Source organism: Streptomyces sp. NRRL B-3229 (assembly GCF_000719505.1).
GTDB lineage: Bacteria > Actinomycetota > Actinomycetes > Streptomycetales > Streptomycetaceae > Streptomyces > Streptomyces griseorubiginosus.
This window is the reverse complement of record NZ_JOGP01000035.1, coordinates 23310-47374: the sequence shown is the minus strand read 5'-3', so window position 1 is coordinate 47374 and position 24065 is coordinate 23310. Positions and strand designations below refer to the sequence as shown.

Here is a 24065-nt window from a genome sequence, read left to right as displayed (position 1 = left end):
CCACCGACCCGCCGTCCACAGATCGGCAGCCCACAGGCGCCCCCGCAGGTCCTTCGTCCACAGGCAGCCCGCCGCAGCGCCCGACTGTCCGAGCCGTCCTGTTGTATGGGAGGCATGACGCACACGAGCAAGGACGAACTGCGCGAGGCCGCCGACGGCATCCTCGCCCGGCTCGTCGGGGACAGCACCGGATCGGCGCGGTTGCGCGAGGACCAGTGGCGGGCCATCGAGGCACTCGTCGCCGACAAGCGCCGTGCCCTGGTCGTGCAGCGGACGGGGTGGGGCAAGTCGGCGGTGTACTTCGTGGCGACGGCCCTGCTGCGGGAGCGCGGTGCCGGACCGACCGTAATCGTCTCCCCGCTCCTGGCTCTCATGCGCAACCAGGTCGACGCCGCCGCACGAGCCGGCATCCGGGCCCGGGCCATCAACTCCTCCAACCCTGAGGAGTGGGAGACCATTCGCGCCGAGGTCGCCGCGGGCACCGTGGACGTGCTGCTGGTGAGCCCCGAGCGGCTCAACAACCCGGACTTCCGCGACAACGTCCTGCCCGAACTGTCCGCCGCCACCGGCCTTCTGGTCGTCGACGAGGCGCACTGCATCTCCGACTGGGGACACGACTTCCGACCGGACTACCGCAGACTGCGGACCATGCTCACAGAGCTGCCGTCCGGCGTGCCGGTGCTCGCCACCACCGCCACCGCCAACGCCCGTGTCACCGCGGACGTGGCCGAGCAGCTCGGGACGGGCAGCGGCTCGGACGCGCTGGTGCTGCGGGGTCCCCTCGACCGCGAGAGCCTCAGCCTCTCCGTGCTTCAACTCCCCGACGCGGCTCACCGGCTGGCCTGGCTGGCCGACCACCTGAACGACCTGCCGGGCTCCGGAATCATCTACACGCTCACAGTGGCCGCCGCCGAGGAGATCACCGCCTTCCTGCGTGAGTGCGGGCACACCGTCGCCTCGTACACGGGAAAGACGGAGAACGCCGAACGCCAGCAGGCCGAGGAGGCTCTGCTCGCGAACAAGGTCAAGGCGCTGGTCGCCACGTCCGCACTCGGCATGGGCTTCGACAAGCCGGACCTCGGCTTCGTCGTCCACATCGGTTCGCCTTCCTCGCCCATCGCCTACTACCAGCAGGTGGGTCGCGCCGGACGTGGTGTCGAGCATGCCGAGGTGCTGCTCCTGCCCGGCCGTGAGGACGAGGCGATCTGGTCCTATTTCGCATCGGTCGCGTTCCCGCCCGAGGAAGCCGTACGACGCACTCTCGACGCCCTGGCCGGAGCGGACCGGCCATTGTCGCTGCCCGCGCTCGAACCACTGGTCGAACTGAACCGGACCCGCCTGGAGATCATGCTCAAGGTGCTCGACGTGGACGGCGCCGTCCACCGGGTCAAGGGCGGCTGGATCGCCACGGGAACGCCCTGGTCGTACGACAGCGAGCGCTACGCGTGGGTCGCCAAGCAGCGCGCCGCCGAACAGCAGGCCATGCGCGACTACGCCACCACTTCGGGCTGCCGTATGGAGTTCCTACGACGTCAGCTGGACGACGAGGAAGCGGCTCCCTGTGGCCGCTGCGACAACTGCGCAGGGCCCCGTTTCACCGCCGACATCTCTCCGGCCGCACTGGATACGGCAGGCGGTTCGCTCGCCCGGGCCGGGGTCGTGGTGGAGCCGCGCCGGATGTGGCCCACCGGGCTGCCGGCCATCGGCGTCGACCTCAAGGGCCGTATTCCGCCCGGGGAACAGGCCTCCCCGGGCCGGGCCCTCGGGCGGTTGTCGGACATCGGCTGGGGCAACCGGCTGCGTCCGCTGCTCGCGCCCCAGACCCCGGACGCCCCCGTTCCCGACGATGTGGCCCACGCCGTCGTGACCGTGCTGGCCGACTGGGCCAAGGGGCCCGACGGCTGGGCCTCCGGCGCCGCGGACTCCCCCGCCCGCCCCGTAGGTGTGGTCACGCTGCCCTCGCGCACCCGGCCTCAGCTGGTCCAGTCGCTCGGGAGCCGGATCTCCGCGGTCGGCCGGATCCCGTTGCTGGGCTCCCTCGGCTACACGAACCACTCCGACGAGCTCTCGCTGCCGCGCTCCAACAGCGCTCAGCGCCTCCGTGCCCTGCACGGTGCGCTCATCGTGCCTCCGCCCCTGCGGGAGGCACTCGAGGCAGCCGGCGGTCCCGTCCTGCTCGTCGACGACATGACCGAGACCGGTTGGACCCTCGCCGTCGCCGCCCGGTTGCTGTTGCGGTCAGGTGCCCAGGGGGTGTTGCCGCTGGTGCTGGCGGTACGTGGCTGAGAGGCGCGGAAGTCGGCGAAGGTCTCTGCGCGCGCCGGTCGAGGCCTCGAAGAGCCGGGCCGACGGCTCCGGGCGTCGCCCGGCAAAACACGGGGTAGGGATATATGCCACCAACCATCCGATTCGGGTCGGTGGGCCCAATTGCTCGTTGCCGCAACCAAGTTCGACAGGAAGAATTGGGGTCCGCTCCCCGCACGGCTCGTCCGTGAACCGGTAGGGCTCTGCTGCGGTGCGCGCTCCCCCAATCCGACCCCGCCCCCGCATGGGCGCGTAGCCGAAGGGAGGACCGTGACCTTCGGATTCGCTCCGTCCTCCGCGGCGTCCACGTCGTCAACCGACCTGTCCGCCGCATCCGCCAACCCTCTGGCCCGTCTGCTCGAACCCGCCGAGTGGGCCGAGGCCGGTATCCCGCTGCTGCGCAGTCCGCGCGAGGTCGTCAGCGGGTTGCATTCCCGGCACCAGCCCAAGCCGGCGACCGCGATCGTGGCGGTTCTCGATCCGGACGAACGGCTGCTGGCGAGCGCCTCGTTCACGCGCCGTCCGGCGCCGGCCGACGGCTGGATGTTCCGGAACACGCTGCTCTCGCAGCTGCGTCGGGTGATCCCGCACGACCTGCGGCGCCGCACCCCTGTGCGCACCGCCGTGCTGCTCTACTGCCGTGAGGGCGACGCGCGTTGGACGGAGGAGGACGGCGCCTGGATGTGGGGACTGCGTGACGCCTGCACCCTGCACGGACTGCGCTGTGGTGCGTACATCACTCTGACGCGGGACGGCTGGCAGGTTCTCGGTGAGGGACGCGGCGGTCGGCGCCCGAACGCGGACTCCGCGCCGGAGCCCTTCGCCACGTCCGAGTCGCCGCCTCTGCTGCCGCGCACCGGTGGCGCCGCCTCGGAGGTCCTGCGGCGCGCCGCAGCTCGCTGAGGACCACTGCTCCAGGACGGCATGCCCCGGCCGACACGGTTTTCCGGCCGTACGTCACCGACGTACGGCCGGGGCCGGTTCACCACTGGTTCGCTACGCCCCGGTCACACCGCCGCTGCTGCCATGTCCCGGCCGGCGCTCCCCGCACACCCGCACTCCCCCGCCGGGATTCCGCGCAGACGCGAGCATGCCAAATGGGCCGCCGTGCAGGTGCCGCACAAGCGGCACCATCGGTGACCCCAGGTGCCCCGATTCTCCGGGAACGGGCTCAGACGCCCGCGCCCAGTACCGAGTTGATCTGCTGCGGGTCACCGCAGACGATCAGCAGGGCACCGGCACGCGCATGGGCCAGCGGCAGGGCCTCGGCGGCAGCGGTGGCAGACCCGCCGTTCACGGCGACCACGACCACGGGACGCGAAGCGGCACGCGAGACGGCGGAGGCGTCCGCGTAGAACACGTCGTCGCCGGCGTCGTGCTGCGCCCAGTAGGCGGCTTCACCGAAGGACAGTTCGTGGGCGGCCCACGGATGCTGTTCTCCGGTAGTGATCACCAGCACTTCACCGGGCGCACGGCCCGATTCCAGCAGCAGATCGACGGCCTCCTCGGCAGCGTCGAGCGCACCCGTGGCCGAGGCCGGGATGAGCTGGATCTGGGGAGTCCTCGAAGCCGAGGCTTCGGCTGGGGTGGAGACGGAGGGGGCAGCGGGGCCCGGCAGACCGGGCTTGGCCACGGCCACGTCGTGCGGCGTCCGCTGCACCGGCGGCGTCGGCCGCAGAGGGCCGGGGCGACCGGGACGCGGCGGAGCCACGGGACGGGGTCCGGGTACGGGACGGGGGGTCGGCGCGGTGCGGCCGCTGGCCGCCGTGGCGCGGGGACCCTGGGCACTCTCGTGAATCTGAGGCTCCTCGGGAATGAGAGGCATGGGCTGATGTTTATCAAACGTCGGTGCGGCTCGCGTCAGCGGGTGGCACATCCGTGCGAGCGGAATCGTCAGAAATCGAAGCCGAGCTGGCCCTCGATTCCAGGAGTGCTTCCACTCGCCCAGCTGCGGGCCTTCTTGAGGTGCTGCCACTGAGGCAGCGCATCAAGATACGCCCACGACAACCGGTGGTACGGGGTGGGGCCCCGGACCTCCAGTGCGGCCTTGTGCACCGGTGACGGATACCCGGCGTTGGCCGCGAAGTCGAAGTCTGCATGGTCGATACCCAGTTCGGCCATCATTTTGTCGCGCTGAACCTTGGCGATCACCGAGGCCGCCGCGACCGCCACACAGGACTGGTCGCCCTTGATGACGGTCCGGACCTTCCAGGGCGTGCCGAGGTAGTCGTGCTTCCCGTCGAGGATTACCGCGTCGGGCCGCACCGGAAGGGCCTCCAGAGCACGTACGGCGGCGATCCGCAGGGCGGCCGTCATCCCCAGGTCGTCGATCTCCTCATGGCTCGCATGACCCAGGGCGTACGACGTCACCCAGGTCCGCAGTTCCTCGGCGAGCTCGGTCCGGCGCTTGACGCTGAGCAGCTTGGAATCAGTGAGGCCCTGGGGCGGTCGGCGCAGTCCGGTGACGGCGGCGCAGACGGTGACAGGGCCGGCCCAGGCGCCTCGCCCGACTTCGTCGACACCGGCAATGATCTTCGCTCCGGTCGTGGCGCGGAGGGAGCGCTCGACGGTGTGAGTAGGCGGTTCGTACGGCATGGCGCCCTTAGCCTACGCTGCTCGGATCACCCTGCGACACCCCGGTTTTCCTGACGGCCGGCGAGACACTCGCGAGCACCGGTCAGGAACCCGTCGGCCGCAGAAGGGGCAGGACCAACTGGTCGATCATCTCTTCCATCTCCAGGTCACCCCATTCGCTTCCGCGCATCTTGGAGCGGTACATCATCATGGCCGGAATCGCATCGAAGACGTAGTCGTTCGCCGCGTCAGGGCGGACCTCTCCTCGCTCTATTCCGCGAGTGACAATCTGGTGCAGCAGCTTGACGCTCGGCTCCACGACTCCGTTGAAGATGACTGCATGGAAGCGCTCGGCCTGCACCTGATCGCATTCGTGAATGACCGCACGCAACGCGAAGCCGGAACGGGAGAACATCGCCTCGCGTGCCTGTCGGCAGAGTTCGAGCAGGTCCTCTCGCACGCCGCCGAGGTCGGGCACGTCCTCGAAACGCGGCAGCCCGGCCCTGAGCGCGTCCGCGACAAGGTCCTCCTTGGACGGCCAGCGACGATAGACCGCAGCCTTGCCCGTCTGGGCCACGGCCGCGACACCTTCCATCGTGAGGCCGTTCCAACCGACCGTGCTGAGCTGCTCCAGGGCGGCATCGAGGATCGCCCGTTCCAGCACGGGGCCGCGCCGACGGAGTGAGGCCGTCTGGGCGGGGGCGGCCGTCCAGCGCGAGGTAACCATCTGAGTGTCTCCAGCGAACAGGGAAGCGGGAATTCCGGGGAGGGCGGGTGGGTCGCGCGGCGACATAGGGGGATACGCCACGCACCGACAAACTTAAGTGAACGCTTGCGTTCACTACTGGGGACTCACTACCGTGGGCGCGACAGTGAACGCCACCGTTCACTAAAGCGCTTGTGGGGGACTCATCGTGACAACCTCTCAGTTGATCAACAGTCAGAAGCCAGGCGCGGCCCGCCGGGAAGGGCATCCCGGCATCGCGCTTGCCGTCATCGCGGCCTGTCAACTCATGGTGGTGCTCGACGCGACGATTGTGAACATCGCGCTGCCGCACATTCAAGATGCGCTCAAGTTCAGCACCACCGACCTCACCTGGGTCGTCAGCGCCTACACCCTCACCTTCGGCGGTCTGCTCCTCCTTGGCGGCCGGGCAGGTGACATCCTCGGGCGCCGCCGGGTCTTCCTGACCGGCATCCTGTTGTTCACCTTCGCCTCGCTGCTCGGCGGACTCGCCCAGGAGCCATGGCAGTTGCTGGCTGCGCGCGTCCTGCAGGGCATGGGTGGCGCCATCGCGTCGCCCACCTCGCTGGCGCTGATCACCACCACCTTCCCCGAAGGGCCGGAGCGGAACCGGGCCTTCGGCGTCTTCGCCGCGGTCTCCGCGGGCGGCGGCGCGATAGGCCTGCTGGCGGGAGGCATGCTCACCGAGTGGCTCGACTGGCGGTGGGTGCTCTTCGTCAACGTGCCCATCGGCGTACTGATAGCGGTCCTGACCCCGCTCTACATCAGCGAGTCCGAACGGCACACGGGCCGCTTCGACATCGCGGGCGCTCTGACCTCCACTGGAGGCATGGCCCTGCTGGTCTACGGCTTCATCCGCGCCGCCGACGAGGGCTGGCGGGACAGCCTGACCATCGGGTCCTTCGGCGTCGCCGTGGTGCTCCTGCTCGCCTTCGCGTACATCGAGTCGCGAGCCAAGGAACCCATCACTCCGCTGCGGATGTTCGCCGACCGCAACCGCGCGGGCACCTACGTGATCATGCTGAGCCTGGCCGCAGCGATGTTCGGCATGTTCTTCTACATCGTCCTCTTCGTCCAGAACGTACTGGACTACACCCCGATCGAGGCAGGGCTCGCCTTCCTGCCGGTGACCGTCGTGATCGCGCTGGGCGCGGGTCTGTCGCAACGGTTCCTGCCGGTGTTCGGCCCCAAGCCGTTCATGCTCACGGGGTCGGCGCTTGCCGTGGCCGGGCTCGCCTGGCAGACGCTCATCAGCTCCGACAGTTCCTACGCGGGCGGGGTACTGGGCCCGATGCTGGTCTTCGGCTTCGGCATGGGGCTGAACTTCGTGACGCTGACGATCACAGCGGTCTCGGGTGTCGCCCAGCACGAGGCGGGCGCGGCTTCCGGACTGCTCAACGCCATGCAACAGGTGGGTGGTTCGCTCGGCCTGTCCATCCTGACGACGGTGTTCGGATCGGCCAGCAAGGACGAGGCGGAGAAGCAGCTGCCGAACTTCATGGCCGACGGTTCCGCGGAGCAGAAGGCGGAGTTCGCCAAGACGCAGCAACTGCCCGCCCCCTGGGGGCACGAGGTGCTCGCCCAGGGAATCTCCACGGGCTTCGTCGCGGCTGCCGCGATGGCCGCACTCGCCCTGGTCAGCGCCTGGCTGGTGATCAAGGTCCGCAAGAGCGACCTCGAGGCGCTCGCCGGCACGGCGGGTCCGGGCCTCGGCTGATCGCGCCGGGCTCACGCCGAGCACCGGATGGCCGGGCAAGGACCCTTGGGTCCACGACAGCCCGGCCATCCGCGCACGGCACACCCACGACAGCACAGGCAGCACCCACCGCAGCGCCGCGAGCGCCGCGCCCGACACCCGCAGCCGTACCGACAACCACAACCACACCGAAACCACCCCCCGCACCTGCCTCGCGCCAACCGGCCTGCCCGTCGCACAGCAACTGCAACGACAACGAGCACTTGGTCACGCAGAGTTCCCGACATGCACGGAGAGTTTCCAAGCGCGGCGCCCCCGGAGCGCGGCGCCCCCAAGATCGCGCCGAGCCTCAGAGCACGGCGGTTTACCAGACGAGGACCGGCGCCCCGAGGCCTCTCAACCCGCGCCCACCCGCGTCGCCCTTCAACCCGCCACCCGCAACCACTCCGGAAAGTCCTCGGTCCGCGCCACCCACTCGGCGGGCGGTGCCCCGGCCTTCCCGCCGGCGATCACACCGCCCACGATGGCGCAGGTCGTGTCCACATCGCCGCCGACCTGGGCGGTCGTCCAGAACGCCGATTCGTAGTCGCCGAGAGACCTGGCGGCCGACCAGATCGCGAACGGCACGGTGTCATGGGCCGTCGTTCGGCGCCCGCAGCCCAACACCGCGGCGACGGTCGAGGCGTCGCCGTAGTCGAGCATGTCCCGGGCCCTGCGCAGCCCCGCGCCGACGGCACTCTTCGGAACGAGAGCGATGACACCGTCGAGGAGCGCACCAGGGCTCGGCGGCCCACTGGGATCCGCCGCCAGGGCGGCTGCCGCGGCGACGGCCATCGCGCCGGCGACGGCCTCCCGGTGCTGGTGCGTGGGATACGCCGAGATCTCGGCCTGGTGGGTCGCCTGTTCCGGGTCGTCCGCGTAGTAGGCGCCGAGGGGCGGGATGCGCATCGCGGCACCGTTGCCCCAGGAGCCCTGCCCGTTGAAGAGGGCCGCGGCCAGCTCACGCCAGTCGCCGCCCTCGCGGACCAGCCGCAGCAGACGGTTGACGGCGGGGCCGTAACCGCGGTCGAAGTCGTGGTGACGGGCGAAGGAGTGGGCCAGTGCGTCCTGGTCGATGCGGTGGTGGGCACTCAGGACGGCCACCACGGAGCAGGCCATCTCGGTGTCGTCCGTCCACTGCCAGCGGCCGGACGGCAGCTCACGGTTCTGGAGGAGGGGGTAGTTCACCGGCACGAAGAACTGCGAGCCCAGCGCGTCTCCCACGGCCAGACCACGCAGACTGGCCAGGGCACGCTCGAGGCGCCCGTCGGTTGAGGAGTCAGCGGTCATCGGTCTGCCACTCTAGTCGGTGATCCCGTACGGTTCCGGATCCCGCCAACGATCGAACGGTCGGTCCATCAGGTACTTGTCGTCGTCCCCGAGAACGAGCATCCGCATCTCCGCGTTCCCCGGGTTCGACAGCGACTCGAATTCCGCGACCGTCCAGTGGAACCAGCGCATGCAGAACAGCCGCATGGCCAGGCCGTGCGTCACGATCAGGACGTTGGGCGGGTGGTCGGGGGCCTCGAAGCTGCGGAACAGGCTCTCCAGGAAGCCGCCGACCCGGTCGTACACGTCGGCCCCGGACTCTCCCTGGGCGAACCGGTAGAAGAAGTGCCCGTAGGCATCCCGATAGGCCTTCTGAAGGCGTACGTCGTCGCGGTCCTGCCAGTTCCCCCAGTCCTGCTCCCGCAGCCGGGGCTCCTCACGCACCCGTATGAGCTCGGGATCCAGGTGGAAGGCGCGCAGCGTCTCGTGGGTACGGCGGTACGGGGAGACGTACACACTGACGCGTTCGCGGCCGAAGACCTCACGCAGCCGTTTGCCCGTCTCCTCTGCCTGCCGCCAGCCCTGCTCCGTCAAGGCCAGGGCGTGGTCGGGCTCGCGTTCGTAGACGGTGTCATCAACATTGCCCGTTGACTCCCCGTGCCGGACAAGGACGATGCGCCGTGGTCGTGCCATGCCAAAACCCTAGATCGAGTCGGCCCGTATCGAGGACTCGTACGCGCTCCATACGGCGTAGGTCACATGGTTTCCGTACCAGAAGTCACTTATGAACACACACGTACCAAGTTCGGATCTCAAACTATCCAGGCCGGCTCGAGGTCCACAATGTCACCGGTGAGGGCGGCGACGTCGGCCTCGGTCTGGGCACGCAGAGCGAGGCGCTCCACCCTCTCGGTGCGGTATTTGCCGTGTTCAGCGGCCGACCGCCACATGGAGAGCACCAGGAACTCGTGCCCCGGAGCCTCGCCGAACAGTCCCCGGATCATGCCGGGCGAGCCGGCCATGGCCGGGTTCCAGACCTTCTCCTGCATCAGGGTGAAATGCTCCGCGCGCTCCTCGTGGACACGGCAGTGGGCGAACCGCACCAGGTCGGCATCGGTGAAGCGGGGCTCGAAGCCCGTCTTCACGTCGAAGCGATAGTCGAACAGCTTGACCTGGATGTCCTTGAACGTGCCTGACTGGGCCGCCGCGAGCCGGTCGTGGGAACGCGCCATGAAGGAGTCGTAGAAGGAACGGCTCTCCCAGAAGGAGAAGATGTGCGCCACACCCTGCCGTCCCCGGCTCCAGCCTCCGCCCTGTCCCCGAAACCCCGGCTCTCCCAGAAGCCCCGCCCACTTTCGCTGCCCCCGCTCGAAGCCGCGGCGGTCCACCACGGTGCAGCGAATCCACTTGACCAGCACCGCGCCATCGTAAGGCCACCAAGCGTGGCGTCGGTCACGCTCGGCGGGAGAGCGCACCCCCAACTGTCGGACCCTCGTGGCAGGATGGACAACAGGTCTTGCCCGACCGGCAGTTCGGACCGTGGACGCAGGGGGAAGGGGACGTCTGGTGAGCGCTGTCAACAAGGGGATCCGCAAGGTCGAGGTCGCGCTCAAGTGGGATCCGAGTCCGGCCGGGCAGCCGGACACCGATCTGGACATCGTTGCCGCGACCTACGTGGCGGACGCCCCGTACGGGGATCCCGCCTATGTGGTGCACTTCGACAGCCGCTCCCCCGACGGCACCATCTACCTCAACCGGGACAGCAAGGACGGCAAGGGCTTCGGCTGGGACGAGGTCATGACGCTGGAGCTCGACCGGCTCGACGCGCGGTACACGCGTGTGGTGGTGGGTGCCGTCATCCAGCAGCGCTCCGTGCACCGCACCTTCGTCGGCGTGGCGAATCCTGCCCTGCGCATAAGGGAGGGCTACACGGTCCTGGCCGAGGACGACTTCGGCAGCGTCCTCGGCGCGAGGGCCGCGACCATCGCCGAGTTCGTCCGCCAGGAATCCGGTTCCTGGGACTTCCATCCCGGGATCAGCGGCTTCGAAGACGACCCCGCCACCTTCACCCGGACGATGGGTCGCCAGTGACCCGTCTGCGGGCCACTGTTCGCAGGTGACCCGTCAGCCGGCGGCCCAGCCGGGGACCGTCGGCAGTACCGTCTCGGCGACGCGGAGCAGGGCGAAGTCGTCCGGTACGACGTCGTCCTGGCGCCATATGGTGACCTCGTAGAAACCACCGCCGTCCTTGGCGTTCTTGGCGACCACCAGACTGCGGGCGATGCCGCCGGGACCGGTGTCGACCTTCCCGCCGCCGAAGTTGAACTGAAGGGCGATGGTCCGGTCCGAGTAGAGGACCGCCGGGTGCCCGCCTATCACCCTGTTCTCCGCCGTTTTCCCCAGGAAGCCCACCATCTCGGCCACCGGGGTGTCGTCCTCGGACGAGGAGAGCTTGACGGAGTACGTGGCCAGCTGGATCTCCGCCTCGGGCGTGACGGTCTTGGTGCCGTCGGCCCAGTTGCTCGAGGTCTCCTTGCCGCTGGCGTTCATGGCGTACTCGTCCGGTGTGCCGAGCAGTGTGGGCAGGTCCGCGCGGTTCAGAGCCGTGCACAGCTGCATCCCGGAGACGGGCTTCGAGGGCCGGGCGCCGTCCGATGCGTCACACGCGGCCGGTTCGGGTTCACTGGCCTTCGACTGAAAGGTCCCTGACAACAGAAGAGCGGCAAGGCCCCCGACCGCCACCAGGGCCAGCAGGGCCTGCCCCCACTCGTTCATGCCCTTCTCGGGTCTCTCGACGCTCGTCGCGGCATCGCTGATCTGCTGCTCGCTCATGTCCCCCGTGTCCCCACCCTGCTCTTCGCGCCGGTCGTGCGCGGAGGGAGCCTAGCGCGTGATCGACTCGTGGAGAAACGGAAAAGAACGAGGGCGGTGCGGCCGGTTTCCCGACCGCACCGCCCTACGCGGCTAGTTCGACGTCAGCTGCAACCGCTGGTCGAGCCACAGCCCTCGCAGATGTAGCAGGAACCGGCCCGCTGCATCTTCGTACCGCAGGAGAAGCAGAGCGGGGCGTCGGCCTGGATGCCCAGCTGCATCTCCACCAGCTCGGCGCTCGTGTGAGCCTGCTTCGGGGCGGGCTTTGCCGCCTCGACCTCGGCCTTCGGCGTGGCGACGGCCTTCAGCTCCTGGGTGCGCGGAGCCGACTGGGCCAGTCCCTCGACGTCGACCTCGTCCTCGGTCGGCTCGTAGGAGCCGGTCTCCAGGTGACGCTGACGCTCCTCGGCGGAGTGGATGCCGAGCGCGGAGCGCGTCTCGAAGGGCAGGAAGTCCAGCGCCAGGCGGCGGAAGATGTAGTCGACGATCGACTGCGCCATCCGCACGTCCGGGTCGTCCGTCATACCGGCCGGCTCGAAGCGCATGTTGGTGAACTTCGAGACGTACGTCTCCAGCGGCACGCCGTACTGGAGACCGACGGAGACCGCGATGGAGAAGGCGTCCATCATGCCCGCGAGGGTCGAGCCCTGCTTCGACATCTTCAGGAAGACCTCGCCGAGACCGTCGTCCGGGTAGGAGTTGGCGGTCATGTAGCCCTCGGCGCCACCGACCGTGAAGGACGTGGTGATGCCGGGCCGGCCCTTCGGGAGGCGCTTGCGGACCGGGCGGTACTCGATGACCTTCTCGACCGTCTCGCGGATGGTCGCCTCGGCCTTCTCGGTGACCTCGACCTTCTCCTTCTCCTTGGTCTTCGCGGAGAGGGGCTGGCCGACCTTGCAGTTGTCGCGGTAGATGGCGAGCGCCTTGACGCCCATCTTCCAGGCCTCGAAGTAGATCTCCTCGACCTCCTCGACGGTCGCCGACTCCGGCATGTTGACCGTCTTGGACAGGGCGCCGGAGATCCACGGCTGGATCGCGGCCATCATGCGGACGTGGCCCATCGCGGAGATGGAACGCTCGCCCATGGCGCAGTCGAAGACCTCGTAGTGCTCGTGCTTGAGGCTGGGAGCGTCGACGACATTGCCGTTCTCGGCGATGTGGGCGACGATCGCCTCGATCTGCTCTTCCTGGTAGCCCAGGCGGCGCAGGGCCTGCGGGACCGTGCCGTTGACGATCTGCATCGAGCCGCCGCCGACCAGCTTCTTGAACTTGACCAGCGCGAGGTCGGGCTCAAGACCGGTGGTGTCGCAGGACATCGCGAGACCGATGGTGCCGGTCGGGGCGATGACGGACGCCTGGGAGTTACGGAAACCGTTCTTCTCACCGAGACGCAGCACGTCCTGCCAGGCCTCCGTGGCGGCGGCCCAGATCGGCGTGTCCAGGTCGTCCATGCGGACGGCCTTGGTGTTCTCGTCGGCGTGCTGCTTCATGACCCGCAGGTGGGGCTGCGCGTTGCGGGCGTAGCCGTCGTACGGGCCTACGACCGCGGCGAGTTCGGCGGACCGCCGGTACGACGTGCCGGTCATCAGGGAGGTGATGGAGCCGGCGAGGGCACGGCCGCCGTCCGAGTCGTAGGCGTGGCCGGTCGCCATCAGCAGGGCGCCGAGGTTGGCGTAGCCGATGCCGAGCTGGCGGAACGCGCGCGTGTTCTCGCCGATCTTCTGGGTCGGGAAGTCGGCGAAGCAGATGGAGATGTCCATCGCCGTGATGACGAGCTCGACGACCTTCGCGAAGCGCTCGACGTCGAAGGACTGGTGGCCCTTGCCGTCGTCCTTCAGGAACTTCATGAGGTTCAGCGACGCGAGGTTGCAGGACGTGTTGTCCAGGTGCATGTACTCGCTGCACGGGTTCGAGCCGTTGATACGGCCGGACTCCGGGCACGTGTGCCAGTGGTTGATGGTGTCGTCGTACTGGATGCCCGGGTCGGCACAGGCCCACGCGGCCTCGGCCATCTTGCGGAACAGCGCCTTGGCGTCGACCTCTTCGATGACCTCACCGGTCATGCGGGACGTCAGCCCGAACTTGCCGCCCGTCTCGACCGCCTTCATGAAGGTGTCGTTCACGCGGACCGAGTTGTTGGCGTTCTGGTACTGGACCGACGTGATGTCGTCGCCGCCCAGGTCCATGTCGAAGCCCGCGTCGCGCAGGGCGCGGATCTTCTCCTCTTCCTTCACCTTGGTCTCGATGAAGTCCTCGATGTCGGGGTGGTCGACGTCGAGGATGACCATCTTGGCGGCGCGGCGGGTGGCGCCACCCGACTTGATCGTTCCTGCGGAGGCGTCGGCACCGCGCATGAAGGAGACGGGACCCGAGGCGTTGCCGCCGGAGGACAGCAGCTCCTTGGAGGAGCGGATCCGGGAGAGGTTCAGGCCGGCACCGGAGCCGCCCTTGAAGATCATGCCCTCTTCCTTGTACCAGTCGAGGATCGACTCCATGGAGTCGTCGACGGCCAGGATGAAACAGGCGGAGACCTGCTGCGGCTGGGGCGTACCGACGTTGAACCACACAGGGCTGTTGAAGCTGAAGATCTGGTGCAGGAGGGCGTACGCCAGCTCGTGCTCGAAGATCTCCGCATCGGCGGGCGAGGCGAAGTACTTGTAGTCCTCACCGGCCTTCCGGTACGTCTTCACGATGCGGTCGATCAGCTGCTTGAGGCCGGTCTCGCGCTGCGGGGTGCCGACGGCACCGCGGAAGTACTTGCTGGTGACGATGTTGACCGCGTTCACCGACCAGAAGTCGGGGAACTCTACGCCGCGCTGCTCGAAGTTGACCGAGCCGTCGCGCCAGTTGGTCATGACGACGTCACGGCGCTCCCAGGCCACCTCGTCGTACGGGTGCACGCCGGGGGTGGTGTGGATGCGCTCGATGCGCAGGCCCTTGTTCGCAGCCGCCTTGGTGCCCTTGGCGCGGGAACTCCGTGCCGGACCGCTCGCCGTCTCTGTCATGCCGCCTCCCTGTACGGGCTAAAACGCCCTGAAGTGCCACGATGTTCCCGTGACACGGTGTTTTGTCTGGTGCTGCGGGCACCCACTCGCTACCGCCCGCAACAGGTCTCGTTGGCCGCCGTCCGGCCGGCCCGGGGGTCCTGGCCCGGTCCGGCCCGCCGATCAGTCGGCGGCGCGGGCGGGCTCGGGGACCTGAGCGGTCCCGCCGGGCCCGAGATCGTCTTCCTGGCTCCCCACGACGGCCTCATTGCCGCCCTCAGCCTCTCCGCGGTCCTCGTCGTCCGCGGCGGGGGGTCCCGTGTCCTCCCTCAGTTCCGCGATCGCGGCCTCGAAGTCCTCGAGCGAGTCGAATGCCCGGTAGACGGAGGCGAAACGCAGATACGCGACGAGATCGAGCTCCTGCAACGGTCCGAGTATGGCCAGCCCCACGTCGTGGGTGGTCAGCTCGGCGCTTCCGGTGGCCCGCACCGCCTCCTCGACCCGTTGGCCGAGCTGAGCGAGCGCGTCCTCGGTGACAGGCCGTCCCTGGCATGCCTTGCGCACACCGTTGATGACCTTGGTACGGCTGAAAGGCTCGGTGACTCCGGACCGCTTGACCACCATCAGCGAGCACGTCTCCACGGTCGTGAAACGACGGGAGCAGTCCGGACACTGGCGGCGCCTGCGGATCGACGTGCCGTCGTCGGTCGTACGACTGTCGACGACGCGGCTGTCGGGGTGCCTGCAGAAGGGGCAGTGCATGAACTCCCAACCCTCCTCACAGCAGACTCAATAGCCTCGCTGGGCCCCATGAGCCCCTCGAAGCAGCCCCAAGCATAGGCGATGACAGCGGGCGCGGAGACCCGGGGGACCACAACTTCTGGGCTGCTGTAGCAATCCAAGCACTACATGTAGGGATTGGCACGGCATACACGCCGTACGCGCGTGTCGCGCGAGTATGGGCATGTGCCATACGACCGTCCCGGCCCGCGGCGAACACGACGCACAGCCGTATCCCTGCGCAGCATGCGGAGATACCGTGTGAGCCACAGGGAGGGGACGTGGGATTCCCGCAGAGATGGAAGCCGGTGCCCGGCTGACGGGTCACCTGGTGGCAGACTGGCCCAGCGGACCGCGAGGTCGCCACCGGCGGTGAAGAGTACAGCAATGGCCCCTTCAGTTCGGCGGTCGGCGCGTTAGCCATACACCCAGACACTTGATCGCGTCAGGCAATCCGCGATTTTTCACTCGAACGTGTGTTTGGCGCAACCTTTCGAAAGCAACTACCGTTGTCCAGCAGGGAGACCATCGAGAGGGGCCGACGTGACCACGACCGCAGACAGTGCCACCATCACTGCCCAGGACCGTTCCCAGGGCCGACTCGAGCCGGTGCATGCGATGAACGAAGCCGTGAATCCCGAGGGACACAAGCGCTCCCTGCCGGGCCGGCCTCCAGGCATCAGGGCCGACAGCTCGGGACTCACGGACCGGCAGCGCCGAGTGATCGAGGTCATCAGGGACTCAGTCCAGCGGCGTGGCTACCCGCCGTCCATGCGGGAGATCGGCCAGGCGGTGGGCCTGTCGAGCACCTCGTCCGTCGCACATCAGCTGATGGCGCTGGAGCGCAAGGGCTTCCTGCGCCGCGACCCGCACCGTCCGCGCGCGTACGAGGTGCGTGGCTCCGACCAGGGCGCTTCGGCGCAGCCGACGGACACCGCGGGCAAGCCCGCCGCATCGTACGTCCCGCTGGTGGGCCGGATCGCCGCCGGTGGCCCGATCCTCGCCGAGGAATCGGTCGAGGACGTGTTCCCACTGCCGCGTCAGCTCGTCGGTGACGGTGAGCTGTTCGTCCTCAAGGTCGTCGGTGACTCTATGATCGAGGCCGCGATCTGCGACGGCGACTGGGTCACCGTCCGCCGCCAACCCGTCGCCGAGAACGGCGACATCGTCGCCGCGATGCTCGACGGCGAGGCCACCGTCAAGCGCTTCAAGCGCGAGGACGGCCATGTCTGGCTCCTCCCCCACAACGCCGCGTACGAGCCGATCCCCGGCGACGACGCGACGATCCTCGGCAAGGTGGTGGCCGTTCTGCGGCGCGTCTGAGCACCGCGGCAGACCCCGCCGATTCGACCGGGCCCCGGAACCTCTGCGCCGGTTCCGGGGCCCTGCGCTGTCCGGGCCCATGCCCCTGCCCCCAGGGGCATGGAGGCCCGCACCATCACTCCGCTTCCGCCTGGGCTTTCCCTGCGTCGGCCGCGAGTTCCGCCGCCTCGGTCACCTTCGCGGCGGCGTCGATCGCCGCGAGCGACTTCCGGACCTGGTTACGGTCCGTCGTGTACCAGAAGTCAGGCAGTGACGCCTTCAGATAACTGCCGTACCGCGCGGTGGCCAGCCTCTGGTCCAGTACGGCCACGACGCCACGGTCCCCTGATGCCCGGACGAGACGGCCCGCGCCCTGTGCCATCAGAAGTGCCGCGTGTGTGGCGGCCACGGCCATGAAGCCGTTGCCCCCCGCGTCCTCGACGGCCTTCTGGCGGGCGCTCATCAGGGGGTCGTCGGGACGCGGGAAGGGGATCTTGTCCATGACGACGAGCTGACAGCTGGGGCCGGGTACGTCGACGCCCTGCCACAGAGACAGGGTGCCGAAGAGGCAGGTCTTCGGGTCTGCCGCGAAGTTCTTGATCAGTTCACCGAGGGTCTCCTCGCCTTGGAGGAGGATCGGGAACTCCGGGATACGGGAGCGCAGTTCCTCGGCAGCCAGCTGGGCCGCCCTCATGGACGAGAACAGGCCCAGGGTGCGGCCGCCGGCCGCCTGGATGAGCTCGGTCAGCTCGTCGAGCATGTCCACGCGGTCGCCGTCGCGCGCGGGGCGCGAGAGGTGCTTGGCGACGTACAGGATGCCCTGCCTGGGGTAGTCGAAGGGCGAACCCACGTCCACGCCCTTCCACTTCGGCAGGTCATCGCCCTCGGTCCCCTCCGGGGCGAGCCCGAGGGACGCGCCGACGCCGTTGAAGTCGCCGCCCAGTTTCAGGGTCGCCGAGGTCAGGACCACGGAGCGGTCGGCGAACAGCTTCTCCCTCAGCAGGCCCGACACCGACATGGGGGCGACGCGCAGGGAAGCACCGAAGCGGTCGTGGCGCTCGTACCAGACGACGTCCCACTCCGAGCCGTTCGTGATCCGCTCCGCCACGTCGTGAACCGACTCCACGGAGGCGAGCGCCTGCTTGCGGACCGCGTCCTCGTCCTGGACCGACTTGTCGCGGGTCGCGCCGATCGCGGAGATGACCGTACGCGCGGCGTCCCGCAGGGCCATGAGGGCGTAGCCGAGGTCCTCCGGAATCTCCTCCAGTCGGCCGGGCAGGGCGAGCTCCATCAGCCGCTCGAAGCCCTCGGCGGCGGTCTGGAGCTGGTCGGCCGCCTTTTCGTTGACCAGCTTCGCGGCGCGGCGCACCGCGCGGTTCACCTGGCCGGGGGTGAGCTCGCCGGTGGCGACGCCGGTGACCCGGGAGACCAGCTCATGAGCCTCGTCGACGATCAGCACCTCGTGCTGCGGGAGGACCGGGGCGCCTTCGATCGCGTCGATGGCGAGCAGCGCGTGGTTGGTGACGACGACCTCGGCGAGTTTGGCGCGCTCACGAGCCATCTCGGCGAAGCACTCCGCTCCGTAGGCGCACTTCGTGGCTCCCAGGCACTCCCGGGAGGACACGGAGATCTGCGCCCAGGCCCGGTCCGAGACACCGGGAGTGAGGTCGTCACGGTCACCGGTCTCGGTGTCCTGGGACCAGTCCCGCAGCCGCAGGAGGTCCTGGCCCAGCTTGCTGGTGGGCGCGGCGGCCTCGAACTGGTCGAAGAGGCCCTCCTCCTCGTCCTGTGGAACTCCTTCATGCAGCCGGTGCAGACACAGGTAGTTCGACCGGCCCTTGAGCATCGCGAACTCGGGGCGGCGGCGCAGCAGCGGATGCAGGGCATCGACCGTGCGCGGCAGGTCACGCTCGACGAGTTGTCTCTGGAGGGCCAGGGTGGCCGTCGCGACGACGACCCGCTCCCCGTGCGCCAGCGCGGGCACGAGATAGCCCAGCGACTTTCCGGTGCCGGTGCCGGCCTGCACCAGCAGATGGGAGCTGTCGTCGATCGCATCCCTGACGGATTCGGCCATGGTCACCTGGCCGGGGCGCTCCGTGCCGCCGACGGCAGTGACGGCAGCATGCAGGAGTTCGGGGAGTGAGGGCTTCGTCATAGCGCGACCACCCTACGACCCGACACTGACATTGGGGTGATCAAGGCGGGGACGAGGGCTGGGAGCAGGGGCGGGATCAGGACCGGGAGCAGCTCGGAGCAGTCGCGAGCCGGTATCGGATCGGCTCGACTTGGTTCGTATCGGACCGGGTGTGGCACGAATGGTTCGGGATCCGTCCGGCGAAGGCCGAAAGTGTCCGGAGACCCCTCCGATTGGCACGCTTCGCGACTTCCGACTGGCTCGGTCCGGGACTGGCGAGGCGCTCACGAAAAAATTTCGGGGCGAGTGGGAACCGGCCCGCCGCGGGCGGTGTACCAAAAGTGATTACGCGATGACGCGCTGCTACAGCAGATCGCGCAGGGACCGCTCCCGGACCATGAGGGCCGCCCGTTTGGCGGGCAGGTCGATCTCGGCGGAGAAGCGGAAGCCTGCGCTCAGGAAGGCGGTGACGGACGGAATGTTGCGAAGGTCGGGTTCCGCGATGACGCGGGCGCAGGCGGGCCGCTTGTCGAGCACGAGATCGGCCAGGGCGCGGAGGAGTGTGCTGCCCAGACCGCGCCCGCGATGGAGGACTTCTCCGATGAGGAGGTGGATACCGGTGTCATGCGGTCTTGCCGGATAGTGGCGGGCCAGCGGATCGAGGTCTGCACGGTAGATCTCCCAGTAGCTCATCGGAGTGCCCTCCAGCACTCCGAGGCAAGGCACGCTGCGTCCGTCGCCGGTCAGCTGGGACCGCAGGTGCTCCTCCGTCACGCGCTGAGGCCCGGCCAGCTCCCAGAACGCGGTGACGGCGGGGTCGTTCATCCACCGGCTGATGAGAGGGAGGTCCCGGTGGACCTGCACGGGCACCAGGTGAAACACGCCTGCCGGGGTGGTGACCGGACCCCAGTCGGCGATGTTGCCGAGCAGGTCCCCGCAGGCAGGGGTCAGTGCGGTGTTCGGCGGTGTGGCGTATGGCTGCGCGGTGTACGGCGGTGTGGTGCCGTCGTCTCGGCTCGGTTCTCGGTGTCCGCCTCTGCCGGTGCCCTCCGGATCGAGGAGCGCGAGGAGTTCCTCGGGCAGACGCAGTTCCAGCGTGTCCTCGCTGTCGGTGCCCTGGTCGGTGCCTGGTGTGGCGGCGCCGGTCTCAGCGTCGGGATCGAGCTCGGTGCCGGCGGCGTCGGCGTCGGCGTCGGCGTCGGCCGAGGGGACGGAAGCAGATTTGGTGTGGGCACGGGTGGCTGACACTGCGGGCCTCTCAGGAGGTGGGGTGGGTCATGTTCCTCAGGAGTGAAGGGGGTTGGCGATGGTGACGTAGACGGACTGGGTGTCGACCGGACCGACGAGCTCGTCGAGACCGTGCACTCGGGTCAGCAGGTTGGCCTTGCAGCGCAGGACGGGTGAGTCGAGCAGGCGGCCGGGGAGGGTGCTGCGCCTTCGGTCGGGTCCGGAGGCCACGTCGTCCAGGAAGCGGCGGAAGGCTGCGAGCAACAGCTGTTCATCGGCCAGGTGCTGGGAACCGAACGCACCGATGAGCCCGAAGACGTTGTTGATCGCCAGGTAGTAGGCGAAGCGCTCATCGGTGACTTCATCGGAGACGAAGGTGTCGCTGCGTTGCCCGACGCCTGGCAACCGGGCATCGAGTTCCGCCCGTCGGGACTCGCGGAAGTAGTAGCCCTGGTTGTCACGGTAGCGACCGCCGGCGGGCCAGCCGTCATCGTCCAGCAGTACCAGGGTGTTCTGCTGGTGCGCCTCCAGTGCGATACCCGCCTCGCCGTCGAACCACAGCACCGGGCGGACGACATGTTCGAGATAGCGCAGGAACCACTCGGCGGCGACGGCTCCGTGCGGCCGGCCGGTCCGGAAGGCGAGACGGGTGACGAGCTGGGCCAACCGGGATCGCCAGGTCGTTCGGCCTGTGACGGGGTCGGCGTGGGGACGGGGTGAGACCAGTCCGGCGACGCAGGAGACGTCGTGGGACGGGGTGAACGGGTTGTGACGGATCACCACGTCAAGGCCGGGGACGGGAGTCCCGTCGGGTCCGTCGACGGCGAGCCAGGCGGGGTCGCGCACGATGTCGAACGCGGGGTGGGCCGCCTGCCACTCCCTGGACAGGCCGGCACGCAGAAGTTGGTGCACCTCGACACCGCGGTGGAGTTCCTTGCGGAGGTTCTCGCGGCGGGAGTTGGTGATGCACAGGCCGAGCGAGAGCTTGAGCATGGCGGGAGCACCGGAGCGATGGACCGTACGTACGGAGGAGGTGGGATGCCAGCGGGAGCCGTGATCACCGAGGTCCCGGAGCATTCCGGATGCGAAGAGCGGGGCGGCTTCGGGGCGGAGCCGGACCTCACGGAGCTGCCAGGGATGCATGGGCAGAGCGGTGTGGCCGTCGGGCAGGGGGAGGTGGGGTCCGGCCAGGCGCTGGGTGAGGTGGGCCGCGGGGACGGGACGGCCGCGTTCGGTCCAAGCCGAGTCGGTGGCGAGGAGAGAGGGGTCGACAGCGAGCCAGCGCAGCGGGAAGGAGCCGCGCAGTTCGGGTGAGTAGAAGGTGGCTTCGGCTTCGGAGAGGCCCTCACGGCTCTTCGGGGCGGGGTGGAGTGGGTGGCCGAGGACGAGTGCCTGTTCGGCGGCGAGGAAGAGGTCGGGGCCGTCGTCGGGGTGCTTGAGGCGCTCGCGGACGAAAATCGCGGTGCGACGTACGGAGTCGGCGACGCGAGCGGTGAGTTCGACTGATGCGGGTGCGGTGAGTTCCGCACCCGCGGATGTGGGGTCCGTCGGCATCGACTCGCGGGAGAGCAGTGCTGCGAGGGTGACCGCGTCCACCGGCGGAGCCTGCACAGGGGCGCCGTCGAGACGGGGACGGCCGAAGCGGTGCCAACCCGTCGGGGACCAGTACTGGACAGGGACGAGGAGGGAGGCGCCGCTGGCGGGTAGGGGGATGTGGAGAGTGCCGGTGCCTTGTGCGGGCGCCGGGAGGTCGTTCTCTCGGACCCAACAGCGCAGCAGGTTCTCCACGGCTGCGGCCTCGGCTGCGGTATGGGCGTCGGGGTGGTCCAGGGGGTCCGGGGTGGTGTCCGGGGTGGTGTCAGGCAGGCGTTCCTGTCGTGGTGGGCCGGCCTGGGAGGGGGTGCGGTGGGGCCGAGGAGAGCTTGGGAGGGGAGGAGCCGTGGGGGGCTGCGTAGACGTCCCGTTGTCAGGAGCGGGGGCGGGGGTGATGTTCACGTTCGCTGTTCCTCGGGCTGCCAGGGGATCGTTCTGGGATTGCGGGGTGCGTTCTCTGTCCTGGAGTGCAGAGAGGGTGGTGGATCGGAGGGGCTGGTGGTCGTGGATGTTCAGTCGGCTTGTGCGACTGGTGACCGGGAGGAAGTCGGAGCGCATTGCGGCGCTGGCGGGTGCTTTGGCCGGTGCGTTGCCGATGCCGTGGGGGCTGGCGGGCAGGCGGCCCGGCAATCTCCCTCGGTGCTGGGATGGCGGCGCCCACGGGCTCGGAACAGTCGGTGTCCCACCCCACCAGGCGCCACTGCGGACCTGCGGCCCCTTCGGCTCTCCCTACCGCCTCCCGCACTCCGAAGGCGACCGGGGCCCACGCACGGACACAGGCACAGACCCCACAGAAGCCACGGCAACCAAACCCGCTCCGCTCCTCGGCAACTCCCCCGCCCGCCCCACCTCCCTATCCCCCACTCCGGCGGCGACGCTGTTGCTGCCTCCCACTCCCGGAGACGTGATCGCGGGCCACCGCTGCCACCGCGTCGGCAAGGCGGTCGAGGACGGCGGTCGCCTGTTCGTCGGTGATCGTCAGGGGTGGGAGCAGGCGGACGACGCTCGAGTGACGGCCGCCGAGTTCGACGATCAGGCCGCGTCGGAGGCACTCCCGTTGGACGGCGGCGGCGAGTGCAGGAGATGCGGGGCGAGGAAGAACAGGGCGAAGGGAACCGACCCCGCCGGCACCCCATGCACCACTCCCCGGCGAACCAACCCCGCCAGCACCCCGGCCACCGTCCCCGCCCCCGCCCCCGCCCTCACCGCACTCATCAACTCCGCCGGCCGCGACGCCCCCACCACGCCCTGGAGCCGCACCAACCCCCCACCCCTCCGTCTCCACCATCTCCGTCTCCACCATCTCCACGCCGATCATCAGCCCCCGCCCCCGCACATCACCGATCACCGGGAACTCCTCGGCCAGGAGGCGGAGTTGGTTCAGCATGCGCGTGCCGAGGGCGGCCGCTCGTTCCGCGAGCGCGTTTTCGCGGACGTAGGCCATCGTGGCCGTGCCCGCGGCCATGGCGAGTTGGTTGCCGCGGAAGGTGCCGGCGTGGGCACCGGGTTCCCAGACGTCGAGGTCGTCCCGGTAGACGACGACCGCGAGAGGCAGACTGCCGCCGATGGCCTTCGAGAGCACCATGGCGTCGGGGGTGATGCCGCTGTGCTCCACCGCCCAGAAGGTGCCGGTGCGTCCGACGCCCGTCTGGACCTCGTCGGCGATCAGCGGGATCGAGCGGTTGGCCGTGATGTGCCGCATGCGCCGCATCCAGTCGTCCGGAGCGGGGAGGACCCCGCCCTCGCCCTGGACGGGTTCGAGGATCATCCCGGCGGGCAGCGGGACCCCGGACTTGGGGTCGTCGAGGACGGACTCGGTCCAGCGGGCGGCGAGTTCGGCGCCCTGGGGACCGCCCACGCCGAAGGGGCAGCGGTAGTCCTGCGGGTAGGGGAGCCGGGCGACCCGCACGTCGGAGGCGTGGCCGGAGGCTTCGAGGGCGCCGGAGGTCATGCCGTGGTAGGCGCCGGCGAAGGCGAGAAGTTCGCTGCGGCCGGTCGCGGCACGTACGAGCTTGAAGGCGGCCTCGACCGCGTCGGTGCCGGCCGGTCCGCAGAACTGGACGCGCGCGTGGCCGGCGAGACCCGGCGGCAGGGTGCGGAACAGCTCGGTGGTGAAGGCGTCCTTGACGGGGGTGGCGAGGTCGAGGGCGTGGAGGGGCGCGCCCGAGTCGAGGACCTTGCGGATCGCTTCGAGGACGACGGGGTGGTTGTGCCCGAGGGCCAGGGTGCCGGCGCCCGAGAGGCAGTCGAGATAACGGCGGCCGTCGGCACCCTCGATGGTCAGACCGCGGGCGCGGACGGGGACGATCGGGAGGGCGCGGGCGTAGGTGCGGGCCGCCGATTCGCGGGCCGACTGACGCCGCAGGATCCCCTCGTGTGCGGCCCGGCCCGCCGACGTGTCCTGGACGGCGGTCGGTCCCGCCTTGGCCTTCCCCGATGCGGCCTCGGTCACGGCGGTCTCGGTCACGGCCATGGTTCTCCCGTCGTCGCGCTGTGCTGGGGCAAGCGGTTCCCTCGCGGACTCGCCCGTCCCGACATACGGAACCC

18 protein-coding genes are annotated in these 24065 nt (G+C 69.3%); 5 read left to right on the top strand and 13 right to left on the bottom strand.

The features are described 5' to 3' along the window. Positions 1-114 precede the first annotated feature (114 nt). Together IF54_RS0136380 and IF54_RS0136375 are read left to right on the top strand one after the other, a co-directional pair. Positions 115-2286: a RecQ family ATP-dependent DNA helicase gene (locus IF54_RS0136380; protein ID WP_030326763.1), complete on the top strand. Its 2172-nt coding sequence runs from the start codon at positions 115-117 to the stop codon at positions 2284-2286. 288 nt (positions 2287-2574) lie between these two features. Continuing rightward, positions 2575-3207 (top strand): hypothetical protein, encoded by a 633-nt coding sequence (locus tag IF54_RS0136375; protein ID WP_030326762.1) that lies wholly within the window; start codon positions 2575-2577, stop codon positions 3205-3207. Between the two features lie 268 nt (positions 3208-3475). Here the strand turns inward: IF54_RS0136375 and IF54_RS0136370 are convergent, their stop codons facing one another. The 3 genes from IF54_RS0136370 to IF54_RS0136360 form a co-directional block, all read right to left on the bottom strand. Further along, on the bottom strand, positions 3476-4129 hold the full coding sequence (locus tag IF54_RS0136370; RefSeq protein WP_078852235.1) for a hypothetical protein: 654 nt from the start codon (positions 4127-4129) through the stop codon (positions 3476-3478). Positions 4130-4197: 68 nt separating this feature from the next. Next, positions 4198-4899: a ribonuclease HII gene (locus IF54_RS0136365; RefSeq protein ID WP_030326760.1), complete on the bottom strand. Its 702-nt coding sequence runs from the start codon at positions 4897-4899 to the stop codon at positions 4198-4200. 82 nt (positions 4900-4981) lie between these two features. Next, the gene (locus tag IF54_RS0136360) at positions 4982-5605 is read right to left on the bottom strand and encodes a TetR/AcrR family transcriptional regulator (protein ID WP_030326759.1); all 624 of its coding nucleotides are present in this window, start codon (positions 5603-5605) and stop codon (positions 4982-4984) included. A 187-nt stretch (positions 5606-5792) separates the two neighbouring features. Between IF54_RS0136360 and IF54_RS0136355 the strand changes: the two genes are divergently transcribed. After that, positions 5793-7340 carry an MFS transporter gene (locus tag IF54_RS0136355; RefSeq protein WP_030326757.1) on the top strand — a complete coding sequence of 516 codons (1548 nt, stop codon included), beginning with the start codon at positions 5793-5795 and terminating at the stop codon, positions 7338-7340. Positions 7341-7742: 402 nt separating this feature from the next. On the opposite strand, the gene IF54_RS0136350 is transcribed toward IF54_RS0136355, so the two are convergent. The 3 genes from IF54_RS0136350 to IF54_RS0136340 form a co-directional block, all read right to left on the bottom strand. Beyond that, positions 7743-8648, bottom strand: coding sequence for an ADP-ribosylglycohydrolase family protein (locus IF54_RS0136350; RefSeq protein ID WP_030326755.1), 906 nt, complete (start codon positions 8646-8648; stop codon positions 7743-7745). 12 nt (positions 8649-8660) lie between these two features. After that, positions 8661-9320 (bottom strand): histidine phosphatase family protein, encoded by a 660-nt coding sequence (locus tag IF54_RS0136345; protein ID WP_030326754.1) that lies wholly within the window; start codon positions 9318-9320, stop codon positions 8661-8663. A gap of 119 nt (positions 9321-9439) precedes the next feature. Further along, positions 9440-10045 (bottom strand): YdbC family protein, encoded by a 606-nt coding sequence (locus IF54_RS0136340; protein WP_028809894.1) that lies wholly within the window; start codon positions 10043-10045, stop codon positions 9440-9442. Positions 10046-10193: 148 nt separating this feature from the next. Between IF54_RS0136340 and IF54_RS0136335 the strand changes: the two genes are divergently transcribed. Beyond that, the gene (locus tag IF54_RS0136335; RefSeq protein WP_030326752.1) at positions 10194-10718 is read left to right on the top strand and encodes a TerD family protein; all 525 of its coding nucleotides are present in this window, start codon (positions 10194-10196) and stop codon (positions 10716-10718) included. Positions 10719-10751: 33 nt separating this feature from the next. Here IF54_RS0136335 and IF54_RS0136330 read toward each other — a convergent pair whose 3' ends face one another. The 3 genes from IF54_RS0136330 to nrdR form a co-directional block, all read right to left on the bottom strand. Continuing rightward, positions 10752-11459 (bottom strand): DUF6215 domain-containing protein, encoded by a 708-nt coding sequence (locus tag IF54_RS0136330; RefSeq protein WP_030326750.1) that lies wholly within the window; start codon positions 11457-11459, stop codon positions 10752-10754. 143 nt (positions 11460-11602) lie between these two features. Continuing rightward, complete coding sequence (locus tag IF54_RS0136325; protein WP_030326748.1) at positions 11603-14503, bottom strand: vitamin B12-dependent ribonucleotide reductase; 2901 nt, start codon at positions 14501-14503, stop codon at positions 11603-11605. Between the two features lie 162 nt (positions 14504-14665). After that, complete coding sequence (nrdR, locus tag IF54_RS0136320; protein WP_030326747.1) at positions 14666-15244, bottom strand: transcriptional regulator NrdR; 579 nt, start codon at positions 15242-15244, stop codon at positions 14666-14668. Positions 15245-15805: 561 nt separating this feature from the next. On the opposite strand from nrdR, the gene lexA reads away from it, so the two are divergent. Further along, on the top strand, positions 15806-16585 hold the full coding sequence (gene lexA, locus IF54_RS0136315) for a transcriptional repressor LexA (protein ID WP_020139143.1): 780 nt from the start codon (positions 15806-15808) through the stop codon (positions 16583-16585). Positions 16586-16700: 115 nt separating this feature from the next. Here the strand turns inward: lexA and IF54_RS0136310 are convergent, their stop codons facing one another. The 4 genes from IF54_RS0136310 to IF54_RS0136295 all read right to left on the bottom strand — a co-directional run bounded on the left by IF54_RS0136310 (position 16701) and on the right by IF54_RS0136295 (position 23991). Next, a complete protein-coding gene (locus IF54_RS0136310) occupies positions 16701-18719 on the bottom strand; it encodes an ATP-dependent DNA helicase (protein WP_030326746.1) in 2019 nt (672 codons plus the stop codon). 342 nt (positions 18720-19061) lie between these two features. Continuing rightward, positions 19062-19946 carry a GNAT family N-acetyltransferase gene (locus IF54_RS0136305; RefSeq protein WP_030326745.1) on the bottom strand — a complete coding sequence of 295 codons (885 nt, stop codon included), beginning with the start codon at positions 19944-19946 and terminating at the stop codon, positions 19062-19064. 36 nt (positions 19947-19982) lie between these two features. Continuing rightward, complete coding sequence (locus IF54_RS0136300) at positions 19983-21914, bottom strand: IucA/IucC family protein (protein ID WP_420790974.1); 1932 nt, start codon at positions 21912-21914, stop codon at positions 19983-19985. A 457-nt stretch (positions 21915-22371) separates the two neighbouring features. Beyond that, positions 22372-23991 (bottom strand): diaminobutyrate--2-oxoglutarate transaminase family protein, encoded by a 1620-nt coding sequence (locus IF54_RS0136295; RefSeq protein WP_030326743.1) that lies wholly within the window; start codon positions 23989-23991, stop codon positions 22372-22374. Positions 23992-24065: the final 74 nt, after the last annotated feature.